We start from the raw sequence: 21,425 nt of genomic DNA, 5'->3' as shown, positions 1-21,425 counted from the left end.
TTATAAGAGTGATAAAAATAAAACACGTCAAGATTTTATATTTTTTATTCATGAGTAAAAAGGCTCTTACAGGTAGAGATAACTTTAGATATATTATCCTGATAACCACATCGGCTAATAAATAACCGACCTGTTTTATCATAAAGCAGACTGTCTTCAAGTTGTGAGATATAGAAGTTATTAGCGACGCATGGTAATTTATCTTTAGCAATATGTTCAATGGTGACTAATTTAGAACCGATTAAATCCTTCGAGCTTTTATAAAGCGTGTAAACTGAGCAGGAGTCAATTTTTCCGGCCAGATAAAGTTTCGTAGTTTTAATCTCCCCTCTATATAAGTAAAATAAAAGCAGGACAGAGCAAAGTATGATGAATGAAAGCACATTAATATAATGAAAGTATTTAATATCATTTTCTTTCAATAAAGAACTGAGATTATCTTTTGTCATAATTAATGAATTATCGGTATGTTCGGTATGGAAAGAAGCTAACGACTCCGAATGTTCAAGAGGTGTCAAAGGGTTATCCAATGTAGACACAAAAGAAGACGCATCAGTTAAGCTTTCAACTAGCCTGACTTCGACTTTCGTTGTCAGCACAAATCCAGTCCGCGGTATAGTTATCAGAAATTCAGTATTGTCTCCAAGAAGTTGAAAGTTTTTACGGATAAGGGATATGTATTGTGAAAGAGTATTGTTCGAGGCCTTATATCCGTATTCATCCCAGACACTGTTTAAAATTTCGGTGCGAGTTAACGTAGTTCCTTGATATTTAATGAATAGTGATAACAACCGCGAGGCTGTAGCCGGGAGCAGTATTGTATCATTAGTATCAATGTTGGTTAAAGAACACTGAGTATCATCATAAACAACCTTATCATTAAAAATATATAACATAACCTTCTGACCTATATATAGTTGTTGTGCCTACAGTTTGTGTATTTATTGCCCGCCTGTTTAGTAGTGCTACTTTATCATAAGAATAATCTATGTCACTAAGTTAAATAAACAAAGATGATAATTGTTGATTATTTTTTATATTTTTGGGGAATTTGTGAGTCTTTTTTTATTAATATAGAGATGTTTCGTAAAATTATAATCTTATACTTTTATGTATTTTATATATTCATGGTTTAAATGTCTTTGTTTTTTTATATCACTAGATGTTAATCCCGTATTTTTGCTTTTGTTTAATATAATATTCTGAAAGGGGAGGGGTGATGTAAAATGTGTTACAGCAAGTAACCATTGGTTTAGATCAATCAACGCAGGCGTTGACAACATACACATACATGTTCAGGGCAACACAACCTGGTGGCCAGAAGGGAACGTACGATGCTGATAACGAACAATAGTGGGAAGTCTCGAATGGAGTTCAATGCTGTTTATAACTCAGCATCTATAATGGATGTAACTCCCTTCTTGCAACCGATTGTTAATGTTTTAGATGGCACGCTTGCAGGCGTAGAAATTCTTTGTCGGGTTGAGACAAATAAAGGTTACATCCTAAATCAATTTCAAATAGAAGAACTCGAAGCTCCGGGTCGAGCAGATTTCTACGCCAGGCAATTGTTACTTAAAACAGTTGAGCAACTGAGTCGATATAATGCTATAGGAAATATACCGCAAGGGTTTATTTTCACATTGAACATAACTGCATCACAGATTATGTCAGAAGCGATGAAGAAAGAGATCGTCAGATTTAAACATTGCTTCCCTTCAAATGTTGAAGTGTTGCTTGAGATCGTCGAAAGAAATGTTATGGATTTAACGGAAGGGTTAATCGAATCAATCGCTTTTTATGATTCAATTGGTGTAAAAATTGCTATTGATGATGCAGGGATAAACTCCGCAGCAATGCGATACTTTGGAATCACTAACGTTGCGATGCTGAAACTAGATCGTTCTGTAACTCGTATCACTGAAAAAAACGAATTAATACACAAGAAACTAGTTAACAGTATAGTAAGTCTATCGAGTTTTTGTGATGTAAAAGTTATTGCTGAAGGAGTCGAAAATTCTAACCAGCAACATGCACTTGAAGAGTGTGGCATTTCTTTAATGCAAGGTTTTTATTACTCAAAGCCAGTTCCGGTTAAAGAGTTTTGCATTTTGTTAAGTAAATTTGGAGGCCAGGGATAAGGGTGCGTCTATGCGAAAGAATGTTAAAATCATATCTGACGATTACTATTATATTAGAGGTTTACAGTCTCTATTTAATGGTAAACGATATTTGAATGTTACATGTTATTACCTGTACGATCTGACTCGTGGTGGGTTAATAGATATTTTCCTTACGTCAGCCAGGACTATGGATGATGTTGTTCTTTTAGCTGTGGATGATTTAAATATCATTAAGGAAATATCTTGCTTAGATAACACCAATGTAATCTACTCTATTCGAACCCTTAGTAAAAACGACATGGTTCTTTTTTACAAAGATTCTTTGGTTATCGATCGATATATTTCTCTGGATCGGCTGAACAGACTTTTTATCAAAACTCCTGCTATTTTATCCAGGACTGAAGCATCTTTGTCGAAAAAAGAGGAGATGGTTATTTTTAACTATTTTGGACTCACTTTTAAACGATTTAGCTATTTACAGAAGGATATTGAGCGAAAGAGAGTAAGTTATTATAAGCGCTCTGCTTATCAGAAATTTAGAGTGTCTGGAGATGGAGCTGCATACTCTATAGTCAAAGCTTTATGTCATATAAGGCCAATGGTTCGTCAGCGCGTTGATTTATAACCTGGACAATTTTTCATTCTAATTTGCTCTAACTATTGGGAGGCATTTCATCAACTATAGCTTTAAAAATATTATTTTATGAAAAATTAAGGGAAGAAAATGAATAAAATATATAGATTGATATGGGATGCAGATAGGGGAATGTTGATACCTGTCAGTGAACTCACCGTTTCAAAAGGTAAAAGTCACAGCGTTTGTGGGGCTGTGGTTTCCTGTGGGGTTTTTAAGCTTTTTCGATTATCTGCTATTTCATCTGCATTTCTAATGTTATCAGAGTTAGGTGGTATATCTCCCGCTTATGCAGCTTATACTGCAGACGGTGGTTTACTGTGTACTACAGCTGATGTTACTGCTGGCATCTGTGCTTATCCGAGCGCATCTGGTTCAATGGCAATTGGTTCAGGAAGTTTAGCTTCAGGCCAATCAACAATTATTGGTATAAACTCTAAAGGAACTAGTGGTGATATCACTGCTGTAGGCTGGAAAATTAATTCCAATAGCAATAATTCAACTATAATTGGTAATGATTTACAGGTAATTGATAGTCATGATGCAGTAACCGTCGGAGCTGGTTGGGCTGACTCTGGTAATATTGGAAGTATGGGTAAGAATGGCATATTTAACAGTGTCTTCGCTGCCTCTGTGGGTTCTGTAAATACAATTCAAAACTCTGAATATGCTGTTAACTTAGGAGCGCAGTCTCTTATTTATAATGCGCCAAAAGCGATTGCTATTGGTGGGAGTGTAAATGTAACGGCTGCTGGCGCAATTGCTATTGGTTACAATGCAGAAGCTTCTGACATTGATTCTATTGCTATAGGTGTTGGTTCTAAAACCGATGCGATTGTCAAAACCCCAGAAATAGTGATACGTGGGCAATCTTATACTATGGCAGGGGGTAACCCAACTTCGACTATGAGTATTGGTAATACCGATACCGGCGTGACGCGCACTATTACCAGTCTTGCAGCTGGTCGCGTTAATGCATCCAGTACGGATGCAATAAATGGTTCCCAGCTTTATGCTTTCCAGAATGCCATGGATCAGCTTGTATTAGATAATAGCTTCAATTTCCTCGATAACGATGGTGATGGAGTTTCTATTAAAAATGGTGGTTCTTTACAGTTCAAAACACCTAATAACAACATTCAAATCGATGAGAAAGGTGTTACGGATGCTGGGGTACTTGAGGTTGCGTTAAACAATAATCTCGATTTAACCGATAGTGGCAGTATTAAAACTGGCGATTCAATAGTTAACAATGACGGCCTGACCATCGCGAACGGCCCGAGCATCACCACCGGCGGGATTGACGCGGGCGGGAAGGTGATCGGCAACGTGGCGCCGGGCGTGGCGGGCACCGACGCGGTGAACGTCAGCCAGCTGACCGACCAGGGCCGCGACCTGACGGCGAAGGGGCTGAACCTGGCGGGTAATACCGGGGCCGGGCACCTGAACCTGGGCGATACCCTGAGCGTGCTGGGCGGGGGCAGCACCGCGGGGAGCTACAGCGGAGACAACCTGAAGACCGATGTCGATGCGGCGGGCAACCTGAACATTACCCTGGCGGACGCGCCGAAGTTCGGCAATATCACGGTGAACGACAGCGGTCGTATCAGCGGGGTTGAGGACGGCGTCGACGGCAAGGACGCGGTCAATATGGACCAGCTGGACGACGTGGCCACGGCGGCGAACGCGGGCTGGAACGTGACGGACGCGGCGGGTAACGCGGCGAACATCGGCCCGGCGGGCGAGGTGAAGTTCACCTCGGCGGACGGCAACCTGGACGTGGCCCAGACCGGGGCGGACGACGCGGGCGTGATCAATCTCACCCTGAACCGCGATCTGGATCTGGACTCGGTGACCGCGGGCAACAGCGTGCTGAACACCGACGGCCTGACCATCGCGAACGGCCCGTCCATCACCACCGGCGGCATCGACGCGGGCGGGAAGGTGATCGGCAACGTGGCGCCAGGCGTCGCGGGCACCGACGCGGTGAACGTCAGCCAGCTGACCGACCAGGGCCGCGACCTGACGGCGAAGGGGCTGAACCTGGCGGGTAATACCGGGACCGGACACCTGAACCTGGGCGACACCCTGAGCGTGCTCGGCGCGGGCAGCACCGCGGGGAGCTACAGCGGGGCAAACCTGAAGACCGAGGTGGATGCGGCGGGCAACCTGAACATCACCCTGGCGGACGCGCCGAAGTTCGGCAACGTCACCATCAACGACGGGGACACTGGCCGCATCAGCGGGGTTGAGGACGGCGTGGACGGCAAGGACGCGGTCAACATGAACCAGCTCGACGACGTGGCCACTGCGGCGAACGCGGGCTGGAACGTGACGGACGCGGCGGGTAACGCGGCGAACATCGGCCCGGCGGGCGAGGTGAAGTTCACCTCGGCGGACGGCAACCTGGACGTGGCGCAGACCGGGGCGGACGACGCGGGCGTGATCAGCCTCACCCTGAACCGCGATCTGGACCTTGACTCGGTGACCGCGGGCAACAGCGTGCTGAACACCGACGGCCTGACCATCGCGAACGGCCCGAGCATCACCACCGGCGGGATTGACGCGGGCGGGAAGGTGATCGGCAACGTGGCGCCGGGCGTGGCGGGCACCGACGCGGTGAACGTCAGCCAGCTGACCGACCAGGGCCGCGACCTGACGGCGAAGGGGCTGAACCTGGCGGGTAATACCGGGGCCGGGCACCTGAACCTGGGCGACACCCTGAGCGTGCTCGGCGGGGGCAGCACCGCGGGGAGCTACAGCGGGGCAAACCTGAAGACCGATGTCGATGCGGCGGGGAACCTGAACATCACCCTGGCGGACGCGCCGAAGTTCGGCAACGTCACTGTTAACGATAATGGCTCTGGAAAAATTACCGGACTTACAGCAGGTACTGCGGATACAGATGCAGTAAACGTTGGTCAGTTGAACAACGCGGTGATCTCAGCAAGCGCAGGCTGGTTCGTTACCGATGAAAACGGAAATAAAGCAAATATTAGTGGAAATGGAGAAGTTAAATTCTCTTCCACAGATAACAATTTGACGGTTGAACAGAATGGTTCCACAAATGCTGGTGACGTTGAGTTTACTCTGAACCGCGACCTGGCGCTGGACTCGGTGAACGCGGGCAACAGCGTGCTGAACACGGACGGGCTGACCATCGCGAACGGCCCGAGCATCACCACCGGCGGGATTGACGCGGGCGGGAAGGTGATCGGCAACGTGGCGGCGGGCGTGGCGGGCACCGATGCGGTGAACGTCAGCCAGCTGACCGACCAGGGCCGCGACCTGACGGCGAAGGGGCTGAACCTGGCGGGTAATACCGGGGCCGGGCACCTGAACCTGGGCGACACCCTGAGCGTGCTCGGCGGGGGCAGCACCCCGGGCAGCTACAGCGGGGCAAACCTGAAGACCGATGTCGATGCGGCGGGGAACCTGAACATCACCCTGGCGGACGCGCCGAAGTTCGGCAATATCACGGTGAACGACAGCGGTCGTATCAGCGGGGTTGAGGACGGCGTCGATGGCAAGGACGCGGTCAACATGAACCAGCTGGACGACGTGGCCACGGTGGCGAACGCGGGCTGGAACGTGACGGACGCGGCGGGTAACGCGGCGAACATCGGCCCGGCGGGCGAGGTGAAGTTCACCTCGGCGGACGGCAACCTGGACGTGGCGCAGACCGGGGCGGACGACGCGGGCGTGATTAACCTCACCCTGAACCGCGATCTGGATCTGGACTCGGTGACCGCGGGCAACAGCGTGCTGAACACCGACGGCCTGACCATTGCGAACGGCCCGTCCATCACCACCGGCGGCATCGACGCGGGCGGGAAGGTGATTGGCAACGTGGCGCCTGGCGTGGCGGGCACCGACGCGGTGAACGTCAGCCAGCTGGCCGACCAGGGCCGCGACCTGATAGCGAAGGGGCTGAACCTGGCGGGTAATACCGGAACCGGACACCTGAACCTGGGCGACACCCTGAGCGTGCTCGGCGGGGGCAGCACCCCGGGCAGCTACAGCGGGGCCAACGTGAAGACCGAGGTGGATGCGGCGGGGAATCTGAACATCACCCTGGCGGACGCGCCGAAGTTCGGCAACGTCACTGTTAACGATAATGGCTCTGGAAAAATTACCGGACTTACAGCAGGTACTGCGGATACAGATGCAGTAAACGTTGGTCAGTTAAACAACGCGGTGATCTCAGCAAGCGCAGGCTGGTTCGTTACCGATGAAAACGGAAATAAAGCAAATATTAGTGGAAATGGAGAAGTTAAATTCTCTTCCACAGATAACAATTTGACGGTTGAACAGAATGGTTCCACAAATGCTGGTGACGTTGAGTTTACTCTGAACCGCGACCTGGCGGTGGATTCGGTGACCGCGGGCAACAGCGTGCTGAACACCGACGGCCTGACCATTGCGAACGGCCCGTCCATCACCACCGACGGCATCGACGCGGGCGGGAAAATAATTGGCAACGTGGCGCCAGGCGTCGCGGGCACCGACGCGGTGAACGTCAGCCAGCTGACCGACCAGGGCCGCGACCTGACGGCGAAGGGGCTGAACCTGGCGGGTAATACCGGGGCCGGACACCTGAACCTGGGCGACACCCTGAGCGTGCTCGGCGGGGGCAGCACTCCGGGCAGCTACAGCGGGGCAAACCTGAAGACCGAGGTGGATGCGGCGGGGAACCTGAACATCACCCTGGCGGACGCGCCGAAGTTCGGCAATATCACGGTGAACGACAGCGGTCGTATCAGCGGGGTTGAGGACGGCGTGGACGGCAAGGACGCGGTCAATATGGACCAGCTGGACGACGTGGCCACGGCGGCGAACGCGGGCTGGAACGTGACGGACGCGGCGGGTAACGCGGCGAACATCGGCCCGGCGGGCGAGGTGAAGTTCACCTCGGCGGACGGCAACCTGGCCGTGGCCCAGACCGGGGCGGACGACGCGGGCGTGATCAATCTCACCCTGAACCGCGATCTGGATCTGGACTCGGTGACCGCAGGTAACAGCGTGCTGAAAACCGACGGCCTGACCATTGCGAACGGCCCGAGCATCACCACCGGCGGGATTGACGCGGGCGGGAAGGTGATTGGCAACGTGGCGCCGGGCGTGGCGGGCACCGATGCGGTGAACGTCAGCCAGCTGGCCGACCAGGGCCGCGACCTGACGGCGAAGGGGCTGAACCTGGCGGGTAATACCGGGACCGGCCACCTGAACCTGGGCGACACCCTGAGCGTACTGGGCGGGGGCAGCACCGCGGGGAGCTACAGCGGAGATAACCTGAAGACCGAGGTGGATGCGGCGGGGAACCTGAACATCACCCTGGCGGACGCGCCGAAGTTCGGCAACGTCACCATCAACGACGGGGACACTGGCCGCATCAGCGGGGTGGCGGACGGCGTCGACGGCAAGGACGCGGTCAACATGGACCAGCTCGACGACGTGGCCACGGTGGCGAACGCGGGCTGGAACGTGACGGACGCGGCGGGTAACGCGGCGAACATCGGCCCGGCGGGCGAGGTGAAGTTCACCTCGGCGGACGGCAACCTGGACGTGGCCCAGACCGGGGCGGACGACGCGGGCGTGATCAGCCTCACCCTGAACCGCGATCTGGACCTTGACTCGGTGACCGCCGGCAACAGCGTGCTGAACACCGACGGCCTGACCATCGCGAATGGCCCGTCCATCACCACCGGCGGCATCGACGCGGGCGGGAAGGTGATCGGCAACGTGGCGGCGGGCGTGGCGGGCACCGACGCGGTCAACATGAACCAGCTGGACGACGTGGCCACGGTGGCGAACGCGGGCTGGAACGTGACGGACGCGGCGGGTAATGCGGCGAACATCGGCCCGGCGGGCGAGGTGAAGTTCACCTCGGCGGACGGCAACCTGGCTGTGGCGCAGACCGGGGCGGACGACGCGGGCGTGATCAGCCTCACCCTGAACCGCGATCTGGACCTTGACTCGGTGACCGCGGGCAACAGCGTGCTGAACACCGACGGGCTGACCATCGCGAACGGCCCGAGCATCACCACCGGCGGGATTGACGCGGGCGGGAAGGTGATTGGCAACGTGGCGGCGGGCGTGGCGGGCACCGACGCGGTGAACGTCAGCCAGCTGGCCGACCAGGGCCGCGACCTGACGGCGAAGGGGCTGAACCTGGCGGGTAATAGCGGGACCGGCCACCTGAACCTGGGCGACACCCTGAGCGTGCTGGGCGGGGGCAGCACCCCGGGCAGCTACAGCGGGGCCAACGTGAAGACCGAGGTGGATGCGGCGGGCAACCTGAACATCACCCTGGCGGACGCGCCGAAGTTCGGCAATATCACGGTGAACGACAGCGGTCGTATCAGCGGGGTTGAGGACGGCGTGGACGGCAAGGACGCGGTCAACATGAACCAGCTCGACGACGTGGCCACGGTGGCCAATGCGGGCTGGAACGTGACGGACGCGGCGGGTAATGCGGCGAACATCGGCCCGGCGGGCGAGGTGAAGTTCACCTCGGCGGACGGCAACCTGGCCGTGGACCAGACCGGGGCGGACGACGCGGGCGTGATTAACCTCACCCTGAACCGCGATCTGGATCTGGACTCGGTGACCGCGGGCAACAGCGTGCTGAACACCGACGGCCTGACCATCGCGAACGGCCCGTCCATCACCACTGGCGGCATCAACGCGGGCGGGAAGGTGATCGGCAACGTGGCGGCGGGCGTGGCGGGCACCGATGCGGTGAACGTCAGCCAGCTGACCGACCAGGGCCGCGACCTGACGGCGAAGGGGCTGAACCTGGCGGGTAATACCGGGGCCGGACACCTGAACCTGGGCGACACCCTGAACGTGCTGGGCGGGGGCAGCACCCCGGGCAGCTACAGCGGGGCAAACCTGAAGACCGAGGTGGATGCGGCGGGGAACCTGAACATCACCCTGGCGGACGCGCCGAAGTTCGGCAATATCACGGTGAACGACAGCGGTCGTATCAGCGGGGTTGAGGACGGCGTGGACGGCAAGGACGCGGTCAATATGGACCAGCTGGACGACGTGGCCACGGCGGCGAACGCGGGCTGGAACGTGACGGACGCGGCGGGTAACGCGGCGAACATCGGCCCGGCGGGCGAGGTGAAGTTCACCTCGGCGGACGGCAACCTGGCCGTGGACCAGACCGGGGCGGACGACGCGGGCGTGATTAACCTCACCCTGAACCGCGATCTGGATCTGGACTCGGTGACCGCGGGCAACAGCGTGCTGAACACCGACGGCCTGACCATTGCGAACGGCCCGTCCATCACCACCGGCGGGATTGACGCGGGCGGGAAAATAATTGGCAACGTGGCGCCGGGCGTGGCGGGCACCGATGCGGTCAACATGAACCAGCTCGACGACGTGGCCACGGTGGCCAATGCGGGCTGGAACGTGACGGACGCGGCGGGTAACGCGGCGAACATCGGCCCGGCGGGCGAGGTGAAGTTCACCTCGGCGGACGGCAACCTGGACGTGGCCCAGACCGGGGCGGACGACGCGGGCGTGATCAACCTCACCCTGAACCGCGATCTGGATCTGGACTCGGTGACCGCGGGCAACAGCGTGCTGAACACCGACGGCCTGACCATCGCGAACGGCCCGTCCATCACCACCGGCGGGATTGACGCGGGCGGGAAGGTGATCGGCAACGTGGCGCCGGGCGTCGCGGGCACCGACGCGGTGAATGTGGACCAGATGACCAGTCTGGGAAGCGACCTGACGACGAAGGGGCTGAACCTGGCAGGGAACGCCGGCAGCGGCCACCTGAACCTGGGCGACACTCTGAATGTGCTGGGTGAGGGCAGCACAGCAGGCAGTTACAGTGGTGGAAATATTCGGACAAACGTTGATAGCTTCGGTCATCTCAATATAGAAATTGCAGACTCGCCGAAATTTGGAAATATCACAATTAACGATGGCAACAGAATAACCGGACTGGCTGATGGGCAGAATTTAGATGATGCCGTTAACTTGGGTCAGCTAAATGAAGTCGCTGCAAGCGCAGGTGGTAGCTGGAATATCCGTGATGCAAATGACCTTGGTTATGCGGCATCTTATGAGGTTAATTCAGGTGATACTGTTACATTTGCTTCAGCAGATGAAAATCCAACAGATCTTTCCGGCAATTTAACAGTGCAACATGAGAACGGTACGGTTACATACGATCTCAATGAAGATCTTGTCCTGAGTTCAGTAACGACGGGACAAAGTGTTCTGACTAACGATGGATTGACGGTCGGTCGCAATGTAATGCTTGGAAATACCGGTCTCGTCATTAATGGCGGTCCAAGTATAACAGTGAACGGTATTGATGCGGGAGGTAAAAAAATTACTCATGTTGCAGCTGGTACTGATGCTACAGATGCTGTCAATGTCAGCCAGTTAAAGGATTATGGTGATGTCATTATCAACAACATCTATAACACAGGGATGAAGTATTTCCATACCAATTCGACATTAGCGGATTCTCAAGCTACTGGAACAGACTCTGTGGCTATTGGACCTAATGCCGTTGCGTCTGGTGATAATTCAATTGCAAGTGGCAATGGTGCTATTTCATCAGGCTCAGGCGCGTTAGCAAACGGACATAATGCCGAGGCCACAGGAAATGCTTCAGTATCTATAGGTGAAAATTCAACTTCTAAGGCTGAAAATTCCGTTGCACTGGGTTCTGGTGCTGTTGTGACTGAGAATGGTAAAAACTCAGTGGCGCTGGGGGCTGGCTCTGTTGCTGACCGTGAAAATACGGTTTCCGTTGGCAGTGAGGGGAATGAAAGACAGATTACGAACGTAGCCGCTGGGGAAAAAGAGACAGATGCTGTAAACGTTGGCCAGTTAAATGGCGTCCGTGATGAAATTACTAATATTGGCGGTACGATCACTAATATTAGTGAGGGTAAGGATGGAATGTTCCAGGTAAATAATACCAGTAATAATTCCAGACCTAATCCATCAGGAAAGGATTCACTCGCTGGCGGCGCAGGCGCAAAAGCGTCAGGTAATAACAGTATGTCAGTGGGGACTAATTCTTCTGCATCAGGCGAAAATAGCGTTGCATTAGGTAATGGCTCTTCCTCAAAATCGCAAAACTCAGTTTCATTGGGGGCAAATTCTATCGCCGACCGTGATAACTCTGTTTCTGTAGGTTCCATTGGGGCGGAACGTCAAATTACTAATGTTGCGGCAGGTGAGGCACCTACTGATGCAGTAAATGTATCCCAACTGAATGATGCTGTTGGCACGATTAATCAGAATACGAACAATAAGTTCGGACAGCTGAAAAATATGGTCGAGAAGCAGGGACGTAAAATGAGCGCTGGCGTAGCTGGAGCAATGGCTATGGCTGGTTTACCGCAACCTTATTCGCCGGGTGCAAGTATGGTGGCGATGGGAGGAGGAACATTCCAGGGAGAATCAGCTGTGGCATTAGGTGTTTCTGTTATTTCTGATAACGGAAAATGGGTTACCAAACTGTCGGGTAGCTCAAGCTCGCAGGGTGATTATGGTGTCAACGTAGGCGTCGGTTACCAGTGGTGATCTGATTGTTCTGACCAGGCCGGGTGTCTAACCCGGCTTGGTAAAACTGAGATAAATATATTATGACTAAGAAAAAAAACCTTTTTTCTCATTGGCCGCTTATGGCTGTTATTCTGGTGGCCGGCTGTACCAGAACATTGAGTGAAGTTAGTGATTCTGGAAAAACAGGATCACCAAAATTTCCTCAAATGATATCCGCTGTTAGGGAGGAAGGTTCCTATGTTTCATTAGAAAATCTGTCGCTTGTAAGAGATAATATGACGAAGGCGCAGATTTACGAACTGATGGGGGCGCCTCATTTTCATGAGGGAGTTTTATTTGTAAAAGAGTGGGATTATATACTCCATTTTAATGCTCCTGGTGGGGAAGTAATGACATGCCAATACAAAATCACTTTTGATGATAAAATGAAAGCTCGTGGTTTTTATTTTAAGCCGGAAGACTGTCTTGCAAAATTAACGCCATCAGCCAAGACAAACAAAGTAGTGCTACATAAGGATTTAAGTGCAGAGTCATTATTCGCATTTGGAAGTGCTAGTCTAAATATAGCTGGCTCGGGTAAAATAGAAGCACTTGCTAAGGAAATATTAGAACTTAATCCTGATTTTAAAAGGCAAAATGTTATTGTTACTGGTTATACAGATCGTTTTGGGGGGGCGGCTGAAAACGAAACATTATCTTATAAAAGAGCAATAGCTGTAAAATCACTACTGGTTAAAAATGGTATTCCTTCTAATGCTGTAAAAGCATATGGAATGGGAGAGAGCAATGCCATTAAATATTGCGCGGGTCCAAAAACACTAGCCGTTGTGGAGTGTCTGGCTCCAAACCGCCGAGTTACTGTTGAACTAAACTAATAAGGGATTATAAATGAGTGAATTCAATAAGATCATGATTGCAGCGGGATTGGGAATCCTCTGCTCATCAAATGTAGTGTTAGGTGCTCCGCAGGAGGCAGCAAAAACGCTATCGATTCCTTCATATAATATTATTGCAGAAACGCTTATTCGTATGACTCCGAGTGTAAATGGGAAGCGAAATGATGTGTTAATGCAGGAGATATGCGCTATTGCTCAGGGAGCAAAAAATAAAGATGACGTTGTTAATTCTTTAAAAGATGAGAAACTAGATCGCAGTACTGCCGTGCTTTTAAACAGTGATTTGAGAAGCCAGCAATCGATCTGTACTGCCTGGATGGCTTCAACGCTGTTCGATACAGTTAATACCTCAGCCTGGATGATGCCAGTAAAATCTGAGAGTGTTAAGAAACCGTCAGATTCTGAAAGCTGGAAATTCTGGAAGAAAAAAGAAGCAGCAGAAGAAACAAAGCAGGAACAACATCAACTGGATCAGCAACGATTTTTCCGTAGTGCACAGTCTCGTCTCAATATTGCACAAGCTGATGCTGAATTGTTCGGAGTGATTGCTGCAAATATGGAAGTATCGAAGGATATTAGCACTTTTTCTGGCTGGCAGCAAAAAGTCGTCCAAATTGTTACCGAGCACGCACCGTCTTATCTGAATAAAATTAAATTACTTACGTCTGCTTCGAATAATAACCATTTCGTTAGTTTTGTAGTAAAAGATAATTCTTTCGCTGTACTCGATTCTAACGGTTATGAACTATCCCAGGCAGGGAGTGTGCCGTTGTTAAGAGTTAGAGGTGTTGACTGGTTAGGTAATGGTAAGATTTTAGGTAAAGAATATTTTGTAAATGTGAATATTAAATAATAAAAAATGCGGCATCTCTTAACTTTAAGAGATGCCAGCAAACAGAAAGCTTTCTTATTTAGAGTTATAGTCTTTAAGTAAGGGGCTTTTATAATAAAAAATCTCAAAGGGTTTATTTTGTGTGTGAAATAGAAAAAGTTGCATGCGCAAGCAAAGATGAGTCTTTATACCATATTTTCTCTCAGGTTAGTCCAGAGATCTTCCGTGAATTTTTATTGGAAAGGGAGGCCAGTAAGGTATGTTTATCATGTGGGATAAACAAGTTATATATACCTACCAGAGAAATGGATGGTGGTAAGGGGCATTATGTATGGTATCAGTCAATTAATCATGCATTTGATATTACTCCAGACAATGCAGAATATCTCACTGTTTGCACGCATTGTGGTTACATCAGCCGATATCACAGTATGATTGTTTTTGACTGGATGGCAAAACTGCAGAAAAAGGAGAGTGGGGATGGCTAACGACATAATAATCCAGTGGCAAATGTTATTCCCAGATAATGAGGGCGAAGATTGCTTAAATAACCCTAAGGGTACAGAAAATATCAAACGTGACGAAGAATCTTCAGATAAATGTCTTGAGGCTTTCTCTCTGGTCACTGAAGAACTGTTTTACTTGCAACAACTAATTTCTGAGGTAGTGACTAAAAAGGATTTACATGAGTCACTTAAATGCCACAAAAAGAAAGGTACAAAAGTACTGGTTGTATTTTTTATCATTGTTGTGATTTTTGGTCTGGTAGTTAGCATTTTTTAGACTAATGATTAAATTATTGTGAGAGCGCTATGATTGATGCAGAATATGAACCAAAACAAGTTATCGATGCGGGCATTGCATTGCAAAGTGAAGGACGAAACGTTACAGGCTTTGCACTCCGTAATCGAATTGGAGGTGGAAACCCGGGAACATTGAAGCAAGTTTGGGATGAATACCAGACATCACATTCGAGTATAAATGTAAATAGTGGTGATGGTCTCCCTGTAGAAGTAGCTGAGGAAGTTAAAACCGTAGCAGCATCCCTTACTGAACGTATCGTTCATTTGGCAACTGAATTAAACAACAAAGCTGTACGAGCAGCAGAGCGACGAGTATCAGAAGTCACCCGAGCTGCCGGAGAACAAACGGCACAAGCAGAACGTGAGCTCGCTGATGCTGCGCAGACAGTTGAAGAGCTTGAAGAAAAACTTCGGGAAGCTTTTTCTGAAAATACCTGGCTAGCGCAATCTCTTGAATCTGAGAGACTTTTGTCCCGTCAACGCGGTATGGAAATTAATCAACTCAAAGAAAGAGTTCAGGCTCAGGATCAAACAATACGACAGCGCGAAGAAACTACAGAAAAATTAGTAAACGGCATTCAGGAGTCACTGCGTTCTGTTGAACAAACGCTGCAACAGGAAAGACAATCATATGAAAATAATTTGACTGGGATGCGACTTCGCCTGGACCAGGCTGCAGAGAAAGAGAGACAACTTACTTCAGAATTGAAACGAGCAAGAAATGAACAGGTTACTTTAGCTGCAAAGCTTGAATCGCATGAAAGCATAGCTAAAGAACAAATTCATAAGCTAAATCAAGAATTGGCTCGCTCTCAGGAAAAAGCAAACAAGCTGGAGCTTTCACGTGCTGAAGCTCGTAAAGAGGTTTCAGATGTTCGCGAGCAGTTGGCTTTTATACGACGTTCACAGATTGCAGATGATTCCCCTAAAGCCAAAGTCTCATATGAGCAAAAGGCAATGCTGTGGGAAGCTCAAACGAGTAATTAAAATTTTTGATATAAAAGCATGCGTTAATAAACAAATCCCTTTTTATTAATTCGAAAGAACAAGTGAATTTTTCACTTGTTCTTACCTGCTCGACCTTGCGGGCTTAAAGATCACACCTATTCTGAACAGAATTGCGCTCTATGTGGTTAACCGCTCGTTCCCGTTCTTGAATCCAGATAACAAGCTCCGCAAACTGGGTTTCGGAAAATACCGCAATACCATGATCGGAGAGCAGTGATGCCGCCACTCCCATACCCGATTTAAGCTGATTGCTGAAAGAACCGTTATAGATAAACTGACTTCCGCACGTTGGGCTACCATCAGTTAACAATGCTGCTGCACATCCTGATTCTCGTGCTGCTCGCAGAGCGAGCCAGGCTGCAAGCTGATAATGAGCAGTTACATCCGTTCCAGTATTTTCAATTATTCTGGCTTGTCCGCACATTACGTCTCTACCATCGGCCGACACAATCTCCGCAGGTGGTCTCGGAACGGGTAGCCCGGCAGCTAGCTCAGGGCAGTGAATCACCAGGCGCTGCTCCTGTTGCCAGAGAGCAAGTTGTTGACTCATCTGCGCTTTCTCTTTTCCGTTATAACGGACTTTAAGCCCCATCAGGCAGGCACTGACCAGAATTTTATTCATCATTGTATTTGAATGTTCAGAAGAGAACGCTAAGGATTGTAACACCTTGCCTTACGATTTTGTATTGCAGGGCTGATACGTGCCGGGTGCCGGTAACTCCACGCATCTTCGACCGGTAGCTTTCATGCTACTTGAGCCGACAAAATCTTTTGCCGGGTCAACGGTGGCGAACCGTTAAATAACTTCGACAATTACCGCAATAGCTTGACCCCGCCAATGCACTGGGCTGCTGGAACTGGCTCCAGTCCCATCATGCTGGCGTTAACGCCAGCCGATGCCCAGCTCTTAAGCCGTACCCGTGGGATAATGCCCGGCGCGCGTGCGGCGTTTTAGTACATCAGCACCAGTGAGCCGGTCCCGATCGCGGCGAACGCATTTTTATTGCGCCGCTCACAAAAAACGATCCTCCCCTTTGATCGACATTTCATCTTCACCTATATGACTAGTCATAATATTTTAAATGACTAGTCATATAGGGAGAGAGCATGAACAAATTGCTGCCGGCCAACTTTTTATGGGGCAACTCGGTATCCAGCATGCAGACGGAAGGGGCCTGGAATGAGGGCGGAAAGGGAATGTCGGTCTACGACATCCGCGAGGCGGGAGAAAACATCTCCGACTGGAAAGTTGCCACGGATTCCTACCACCGGTACCGGGAAGACTTCGACCTGATGCAGGATCTGGGTATGAACTGCTACCGTTTCCAGATTTCCTGGAGCCGGGTCTGTCCGCAGGGCGACGGCGAGTTCAACGAGGAAGGCATCGCCTTTTACGGCCGCTTCATCGACGATCTGATCGCCCGCGGTATAGAGCCGATGATCTGCCTGTACCATTTCGATATGCCGCTGTCGCTGGCGCAGGAGTACAACGGCTTTAACGATCGCCGCGTGGTGGAGGCCTTTATCCGCTACGGTAAAAAGATGATCGACTGCTTCGGCGACCGCGTGAAGTACTGGCTGACCTTCAACGAGCAGAACATTTTCCATATGCCGGAAGCCTTCCGCATCTCCGGCTATATGAAAGGGGAGCAAACCCTGCGCGAGCTGTATGAGCTCCAGCACCATGCGATGGTGGCGCACATGGCGTTAACCGAATACCTGCACCAGACAAAGCCGGGCCAGCTGATGGGCGGCATGCTGGCGCACCAGCTGGTTTACCCGGCCACCTGCAAACCGCGCGATGTCTTCTGCGCCCTGCAGTACGACGAATTTCTCAACCAGAACCTGCTGCGCGTCTTTGCCGGCCAGGGCTACAGCCCGGCGGTCATGGCGGTGGTGGAGCAGGAAGGGTTCGGCGATATCTACCGTGCTGAGGATCTTGCGCTGTTCGCGAGAACCAAAAACGACTTTATGGCCTTCAGCTACTATGCCAGCAAAACGCTCGACAGCGATGCGATCCCGGACGGCACGCCGGTGAACTATTACCTGCTGCACGGCGAGAAAAATAACCCGTACCTGAAAGCCACCGAGTGGAACTGGCAGATCGATCCGCTGGGCTTTCGCACCATCATCACCCGCTACGCCAACGACTGGCGGATGCCGGTGTTCCCGATTGAAAACGGCATCGGGGTGATTGAATCCTGGGACGGCGTAAACCCGATCGACGACACCTACCGCATCGACTATCACCGGGCGCATATCGAGGCCATGAAGGCCGCCATTTTTGAGGATGGTGCTGAAGTTATGGGCTATCTCGGCTGGGGGTTGATCGACATTCTCAGTTCGCAGGGGGACATGCGTAAGCGCTACGGCGTGGTCTACGTCAACCGCGAAAACCATGACCTGAAAGACCTGAAGCGCGTGCCGAAGAAAAGCTACGCGTGGTTAAAACAGGTCATCCATACCAACGGACGCGAGATGTAAGCCGTACGCTGCCGGGCCGTTTTTGTGACTGATTGATGGGAACTCTCCGCTATGTCTGAAACAAAAATCACACCGCACATGCAGTCTTTTGTCGATAAATTTGTAGCGTTCTCGGCGCGCCTGGCAAACCAGGTGCACCTTCGCTCCCTGCGCGACGCCTTCGCCACGGTAATGCCGATTTTCATCCTCGCCGGCCTGGCGGTGCTGGTGAACAACGTGGTCTTCCCGTGGCTTTTTGAAGGCGACACGCTGGTGAGATTTAAGGTGTGGGGCGAGGCGATCGTCAACGGCACGCTGAATATCGCCGCGCTGCTGCTGGCGCCGATGATTGCCTGGTCGCTGGCGCGCAACAAAGATTTCGACAATCCGGTCTCGGCAGTGGTTATCGCCGTCAGCAGCTTTATCATTATGATGCCGATGCGCGTCCCGCTTACGCCCGTCGGCAGCGACGCCGCGGTAAACGTTACGCAGGTGCTGACCTTCGCCAATATCGGCTCCACCGGCATTTTCGCCGGCGTGCTGATTGGGCTGCTTTCAACCGAGCTGTTTATCGCCATTTCGCGGCTCAGGGTGCTGCATATCTCGCTGGGAGAGAACGTGCCGCCGGCGGTCAGCCAGTCTTTCACCGCGCTGATCCCGACAATCCTTACGCTGTCGCTGTTTGCGGTGCTGGCGGCGCTGCTGGCAAACGTGCTGCACACGGATCTGATCCACCTCATTACCACGTTTATTCAGCAGCCGCTGCGGCTGATTAACACCAGCCTGCCGGGGACGATTTTTATCTACAGCTTCGGCAACTTCCTGTTCACGCTCGGTATTCACCAGTCGGTGGTGAACAGCGTGGTGCTGGAGCCGTTTCTGCTGATTAACACCAACGAAAACATGCTGGCCTTTGCCGGTGGTCAGCCGATCCCGCACATCATCAACAGTATCTTCGTTCCGACCTTTGGCATGGTGGGCGGAACGGGCAGCACCATCTCGCTGCTGATTGCTATCTTCATCTTCTCGCGGCAGCGGTCGGCGAAGCAGGTGGCGCGTCTGTCGCTGGCGCCGGGCCTGTTTAACATCAACGAGCCGGTGATTTTCGGCCTGCCGATTGTCTTTAACCTGCCGCTGATGATCCCGTTTGTGCTGCTGCCCGCCATCGGCATTTACTTCGCCTGGCTCTGTACCACGCTTGGGCTGATGTCGCGCTGCGTGGTGATGATCCCGTGGACAACCCCGCCGCTCCTCAGCGCCTGGCTGGCGACGGCGGGGGACTGGCGCGCCGTGGTGGTGCAGTTGGCAATCATCGTATTTGGTGTATTCTTCTACCTGCCTTTCCTCAACGTTGCCGAGCGAGTGGCCCTGAAAAACAGCGGGACAAAAAACTAATCATAAGGAAGGACGATGGCGGCGAAGTACATCACCATAGCGCGGGAAATTAAGAAACGGATTATCAGCCAGCAGTACGCCGCCAATGAACCGCTGCCGGACCAGTTTGCGCTGGCGGCGGAGTTCAGCACCAGCCGGATGACCATTCAGCAGGCGATGCGCCAGCTGATCGTTGAAGGGCTGGTGTATACCCGCCAGGGGCAGGGCACGTTTATCCGCAAAAACTTCCTTCAGCTGTCGCAGTGGGATCTCTCCGGCAGCGACTACTTCGGCGCCACGAAAACCTGGGAACATCTGGGCACGGTGAGCAGTCAGGTGGTGCACTTTGAGCTGCGCTTCCCGAACGAGAAAGAGCAGGCGTCGCTGATGATTAACCCGGATACGCCGGTTTACGATTTTATCCGTCTGCGCTTGCTGAACGGCGAGCCGATGTCGCTTGATTCCACCGTGATGCCGCTCAGCCTGGTGCCCGGCCTGAATAAAACCCATCTTGAGAGTTCGGTGTTCCGGTATGTTCAGGAGACGCTGGGGCTGAAGATCATGGGGTCGTATCGCGTGGTGCGGGCGCTGAAGCCCAGCGCGCTGGATATGCAGCATCTTGTCTGCGAGCAAACCGATCCGGTGCTGGAGGTGGAGCAGGTGATCTATCTGGAGGACGGTACGCCGCTGGAGTACGCGCACTGTCACTATCGTTACGACCACGGCGGCATCGTTATCGTCAATAACGGATAAAAAAAAGCGGGCATCAAAGCCCGCTTTTTTTACGCGTTTCGCGATTAGTTCAGGCGCACAGGCATACCGGAACGGTTCTGAATCGCCTGGTCAACGACCGTCGTTTCTACATCCGCCTGAGAGGTAACGGACTGCACCGCGCTGGTCAGCTTAATCGGTACGATTTCGTTGTTGTTGATCTGCTCTTCGCTGGTGGACAGCGGGTTGTGCACTTCAATGTAACGGCTGCCGTCAGGCTCTGACGTCGCCTTCACCGGTTCGTTGATGAACTGCACGCGCGTACCGACCGGCACGTTTTCGAACAGGAACTTAATGTCTTCGTTACGCAGACGCACGCAGCCGTGGCTTACGCGCAGGCCGATACCGAAGTTGGCGTTGGTCCCGTGAATCGCATACAGACGGCCAATGTACAGCGCGTACAGGCCCATCGGGTTATCCGGGCCGGCAGGCACAACTGCCGGGAGCGGCTCGCCCGCAGCGATGTACTCGGCGTGCATTTTGGCCGTTGGCGTCCAGGTCGGGCCCGCTTTCTTGCGCTCAACTTTGGTGGTCCAGTTCAGCGGGGTATCTTTGCCCAGCTGGCCGATACCGATTGGCAGCACGATCACGGTGTTGGTGCCTTTCGGGTAGTAATACAGACGCATTTCGGCGCTGTTAATCACGATACCTTCGTGCACGGTGTCCGGCAGGATCAGCTGCTGTGGAATGTTGAGCACGGTTCCCGCTTTCGGCAGATACGGGTCAACGCCCGGGTTAGCTTCCATCATGTTAGACAGGCCGAGCTGGTACTGCGCCGCAAAGTACTCCAGCGGCTGGGTGTTGCCTTCCGGTACCGTCACCACCTGGTTTTCACCCACCAGACGGCTACCGTCCGTAGGCAGGGGATACGTCACCGCAGAAGCGGTCTTACAAAAACCTACTACGGCTAACGCCGCCGCAAAAAGCGTTGTTAATTTCATGTTCATGTTATGCGAGGTATCTAAGCCATTC

General features: G+C 52.0%; 14 protein-coding genes and 1 pseudogene. 12 read left to right on the top strand and 3 right to left on the bottom strand.

From position 1 onward, the window contains the following. Positions 1-44: 44 nt before the first annotated feature. A complete protein-coding gene (locus tag HWQ14_RS20375; RefSeq protein ID WP_148420730.1) occupies positions 45-896 on the bottom strand; it encodes a winged helix-turn-helix domain-containing protein in 852 nt (283 codons plus the stop codon). A 438-nt stretch (positions 897-1,334) separates the two neighbouring features. Between HWQ14_RS20375 and HWQ14_RS20370 the strand changes: the two genes are divergently transcribed. The 9 genes and pseudogenes from HWQ14_RS20370 to HWQ14_RS20335 all read left to right on the top strand — a co-directional run bounded on the left by HWQ14_RS20370 (position 1,335) and on the right by HWQ14_RS20335 (position 15,824). After that, positions 1,335-2,141, top strand: a complete 807-nt coding sequence (locus tag HWQ14_RS20370; RefSeq protein WP_176610818.1) for an EAL domain-containing protein — start codon at positions 1,335-1,337, stop codon at positions 2,139-2,141. A 10-nt stretch (positions 2,142-2,151) separates the two neighbouring features. Continuing rightward, positions 2,152-2,748: a hypothetical protein gene (locus tag HWQ14_RS20365; RefSeq protein ID WP_176610817.1), complete on the top strand. Its 597-nt coding sequence runs from the start codon at positions 2,152-2,154 to the stop codon at positions 2,746-2,748. Positions 2,749-2,847: 99 nt separating this feature from the next. Further along, positions 2,848-3,570 (top strand): annotated as a pseudogene (locus HWQ14_RS23545) (ESPR domain-containing protein); the annotation flags it as partial. Between the two features lie 93 nt (positions 3,571-3,663). Continuing rightward, on the top strand, positions 3,664-12,324 hold the full coding sequence (locus HWQ14_RS20360; protein WP_245166421.1) for a YadA-like family protein: 8,661 nt from the start codon (positions 3,664-3,666) through the stop codon (positions 12,322-12,324). Positions 12,325-12,386: 62 nt separating this feature from the next. Further along, positions 12,387-13,181 carry an OmpA family protein gene (locus HWQ14_RS20355; RefSeq protein WP_176610815.1) on the top strand — a complete coding sequence of 265 codons (795 nt, stop codon included), beginning with the start codon at positions 12,387-12,389 and terminating at the stop codon, positions 13,179-13,181. A 13-nt stretch (positions 13,182-13,194) separates the two neighbouring features. Next, positions 13,195-14,055 carry a hypothetical protein gene (locus HWQ14_RS20350; RefSeq protein WP_176610814.1) on the top strand — a complete coding sequence of 287 codons (861 nt, stop codon included), beginning with the start codon at positions 13,195-13,197 and terminating at the stop codon, positions 14,053-14,055. A gap of 119 nt (positions 14,056-14,174) precedes the next feature. Further along, complete coding sequence (locus tag HWQ14_RS20345; RefSeq protein ID WP_176610813.1) at positions 14,175-14,522, top strand: hypothetical protein; 348 nt, start codon at positions 14,175-14,177, stop codon at positions 14,520-14,522. Next, complete coding sequence (locus HWQ14_RS20340) at positions 14,515-14,817, top strand: hypothetical protein (protein WP_176610812.1); 303 nt, start codon at positions 14,515-14,517, stop codon at positions 14,815-14,817. The genes HWQ14_RS20345 and HWQ14_RS20340 overlap by 8 nt, the downstream gene beginning before the upstream one ends. 29 nt (positions 14,818-14,846) lie before the next feature. Continuing rightward, complete coding sequence (locus HWQ14_RS20335) at positions 14,847-15,824, top strand: DNA-binding protein (RefSeq protein WP_148418671.1); 978 nt, start codon at positions 14,847-14,849, stop codon at positions 15,822-15,824. A gap of 103 nt (positions 15,825-15,927) precedes the next feature. Here the strand turns inward: HWQ14_RS20335 and HWQ14_RS20330 are convergent, their stop codons facing one another. Then, complete coding sequence (locus HWQ14_RS20330; RefSeq protein ID WP_176610811.1) at positions 15,928-16,470, bottom strand: DUF523 domain-containing protein; 543 nt, start codon at positions 16,468-16,470, stop codon at positions 15,928-15,930. Positions 16,471-16,952: 482 nt separating this feature from the next. Here HWQ14_RS20330 and HWQ14_RS20325 point away from each other — a divergent pair, with 482 nt between their 5' ends. The 3 genes from HWQ14_RS20325 to HWQ14_RS20315 are packed head-to-tail and all read left to right on the top strand — an operon-like array spanning position 16,953 to position 20,435. Further along, positions 16,953-18,329 (top strand): glycoside hydrolase family 1 protein, encoded by a 1,377-nt coding sequence (locus HWQ14_RS20325; RefSeq protein WP_176610810.1) that lies wholly within the window; start codon positions 16,953-16,955, stop codon positions 18,327-18,329. 51 nt (positions 18,330-18,380) lie between these two features. Beyond that, positions 18,381-19,703, top strand: a complete 1,323-nt coding sequence (locus tag HWQ14_RS20320; RefSeq protein ID WP_176610809.1) for a PTS sugar transporter subunit IIC — start codon at positions 18,381-18,383, stop codon at positions 19,701-19,703. Positions 19,704-19,718: 15 nt separating this feature from the next. Then, a complete protein-coding gene (locus HWQ14_RS20315; protein WP_148418675.1) occupies positions 19,719-20,435 on the top strand; it encodes a GntR family transcriptional regulator in 717 nt (238 codons plus the stop codon). A 44-nt stretch (positions 20,436-20,479) separates the two neighbouring features. Here HWQ14_RS20315 and ldtB read toward each other — a convergent pair whose 3' ends face one another. Further along, the gene (gene ldtB / locus HWQ14_RS20310) at positions 20,480-21,400 is read right to left on the bottom strand and encodes a L,D-transpeptidase (protein WP_148418676.1); all 921 of its coding nucleotides are present in this window, start codon (positions 21,398-21,400) and stop codon (positions 20,480-20,482) included. Positions 21,401-21,425: the final 25 nt, after the last annotated feature.

The sequence above is a fragment of the Enterobacter cloacae genome (assembly GCF_013375935.1).
GTDB lineage: Bacteria > Pseudomonadota > Gammaproteobacteria > Enterobacterales > Enterobacteriaceae > Enterobacter > Enterobacter pasteurii.
The sequence above is the reverse complement of the archived record's forward strand: the minus strand, read 5'-3'. Positions and strand labels throughout refer to the sequence as shown.

What these genes read in the sequence shown, in the direction of transcription:
- HWQ14_RS20350 (WP_176610814.1), top strand. Translation starts at nt 13,195, where the DNA reads ATGAGTGAATTCAATAAGATCATGATTGCAGCGGGATTGGGAATCCTC.
- HWQ14_RS20335 (WP_148418671.1), top strand. Translation starts at nt 14,847, where the DNA reads ATGATTGATGCAGAATATGAACCAAAACAAGTTATCGATGCGGGCATT.
- HWQ14_RS20355 (WP_176610815.1), top strand. Translation starts at nt 12,387, where the DNA reads ATGACTAAGAAAAAAAACCTTTTTTCTCATTGGCCGCTTATGGCTGTT.
- HWQ14_RS20375 (WP_148420730.1), bottom strand. Translation starts at nt 896, where the DNA reads ATGTTATATATTTTTAATGATAAGGTTGTTTATGATGATACTCAGTGT.
- HWQ14_RS20340 (WP_176610812.1), top strand. Translation starts at nt 14,515, where the DNA reads ATGGCTAACGACATAATAATCCAGTGGCAAATGTTATTCCCAGATAAT.
- ldtB (WP_148418676.1), bottom strand. Translation starts at nt 21,400, where the DNA reads ATGAACATGAAATTAACAACGCTTTTTGCGGCGGCGTTAGCCGTAGTA.
- HWQ14_RS20360 (WP_245166421.1), top strand. Translation starts at nt 3,664, where the DNA reads ATGAGTATTGGTAATACCGATACCGGCGTGACGCGCACTATTACCAGT.
- HWQ14_RS20330 (WP_176610811.1), bottom strand. Translation starts at nt 16,470, where the DNA reads ATGATGAATAAAATTCTGGTCAGTGCCTGCCTGATGGGGCTTAAAGTC.
- HWQ14_RS20325 (WP_176610810.1), top strand. Translation starts at nt 16,953, where the DNA reads ATGAACAAATTGCTGCCGGCCAACTTTTTATGGGGCAACTCGGTATCC.
- HWQ14_RS20370 (WP_176610818.1), top strand. Translation starts at nt 1,335, where the DNA reads ATGCTGATAACGAACAATAGTGGGAAGTCTCGAATGGAGTTCAATGCT.
- HWQ14_RS20365 (WP_176610817.1), top strand. Translation starts at nt 2,152, where the DNA reads ATGCGAAAGAATGTTAAAATCATATCTGACGATTACTATTATATTAGA.
- HWQ14_RS20320 (WP_176610809.1), top strand. Translation starts at nt 18,381, where the DNA reads ATGTCTGAAACAAAAATCACACCGCACATGCAGTCTTTTGTCGATAAA.
- HWQ14_RS20315 (WP_148418675.1), top strand. Translation starts at nt 19,719, where the DNA reads ATGGCGGCGAAGTACATCACCATAGCGCGGGAAATTAAGAAACGGATT.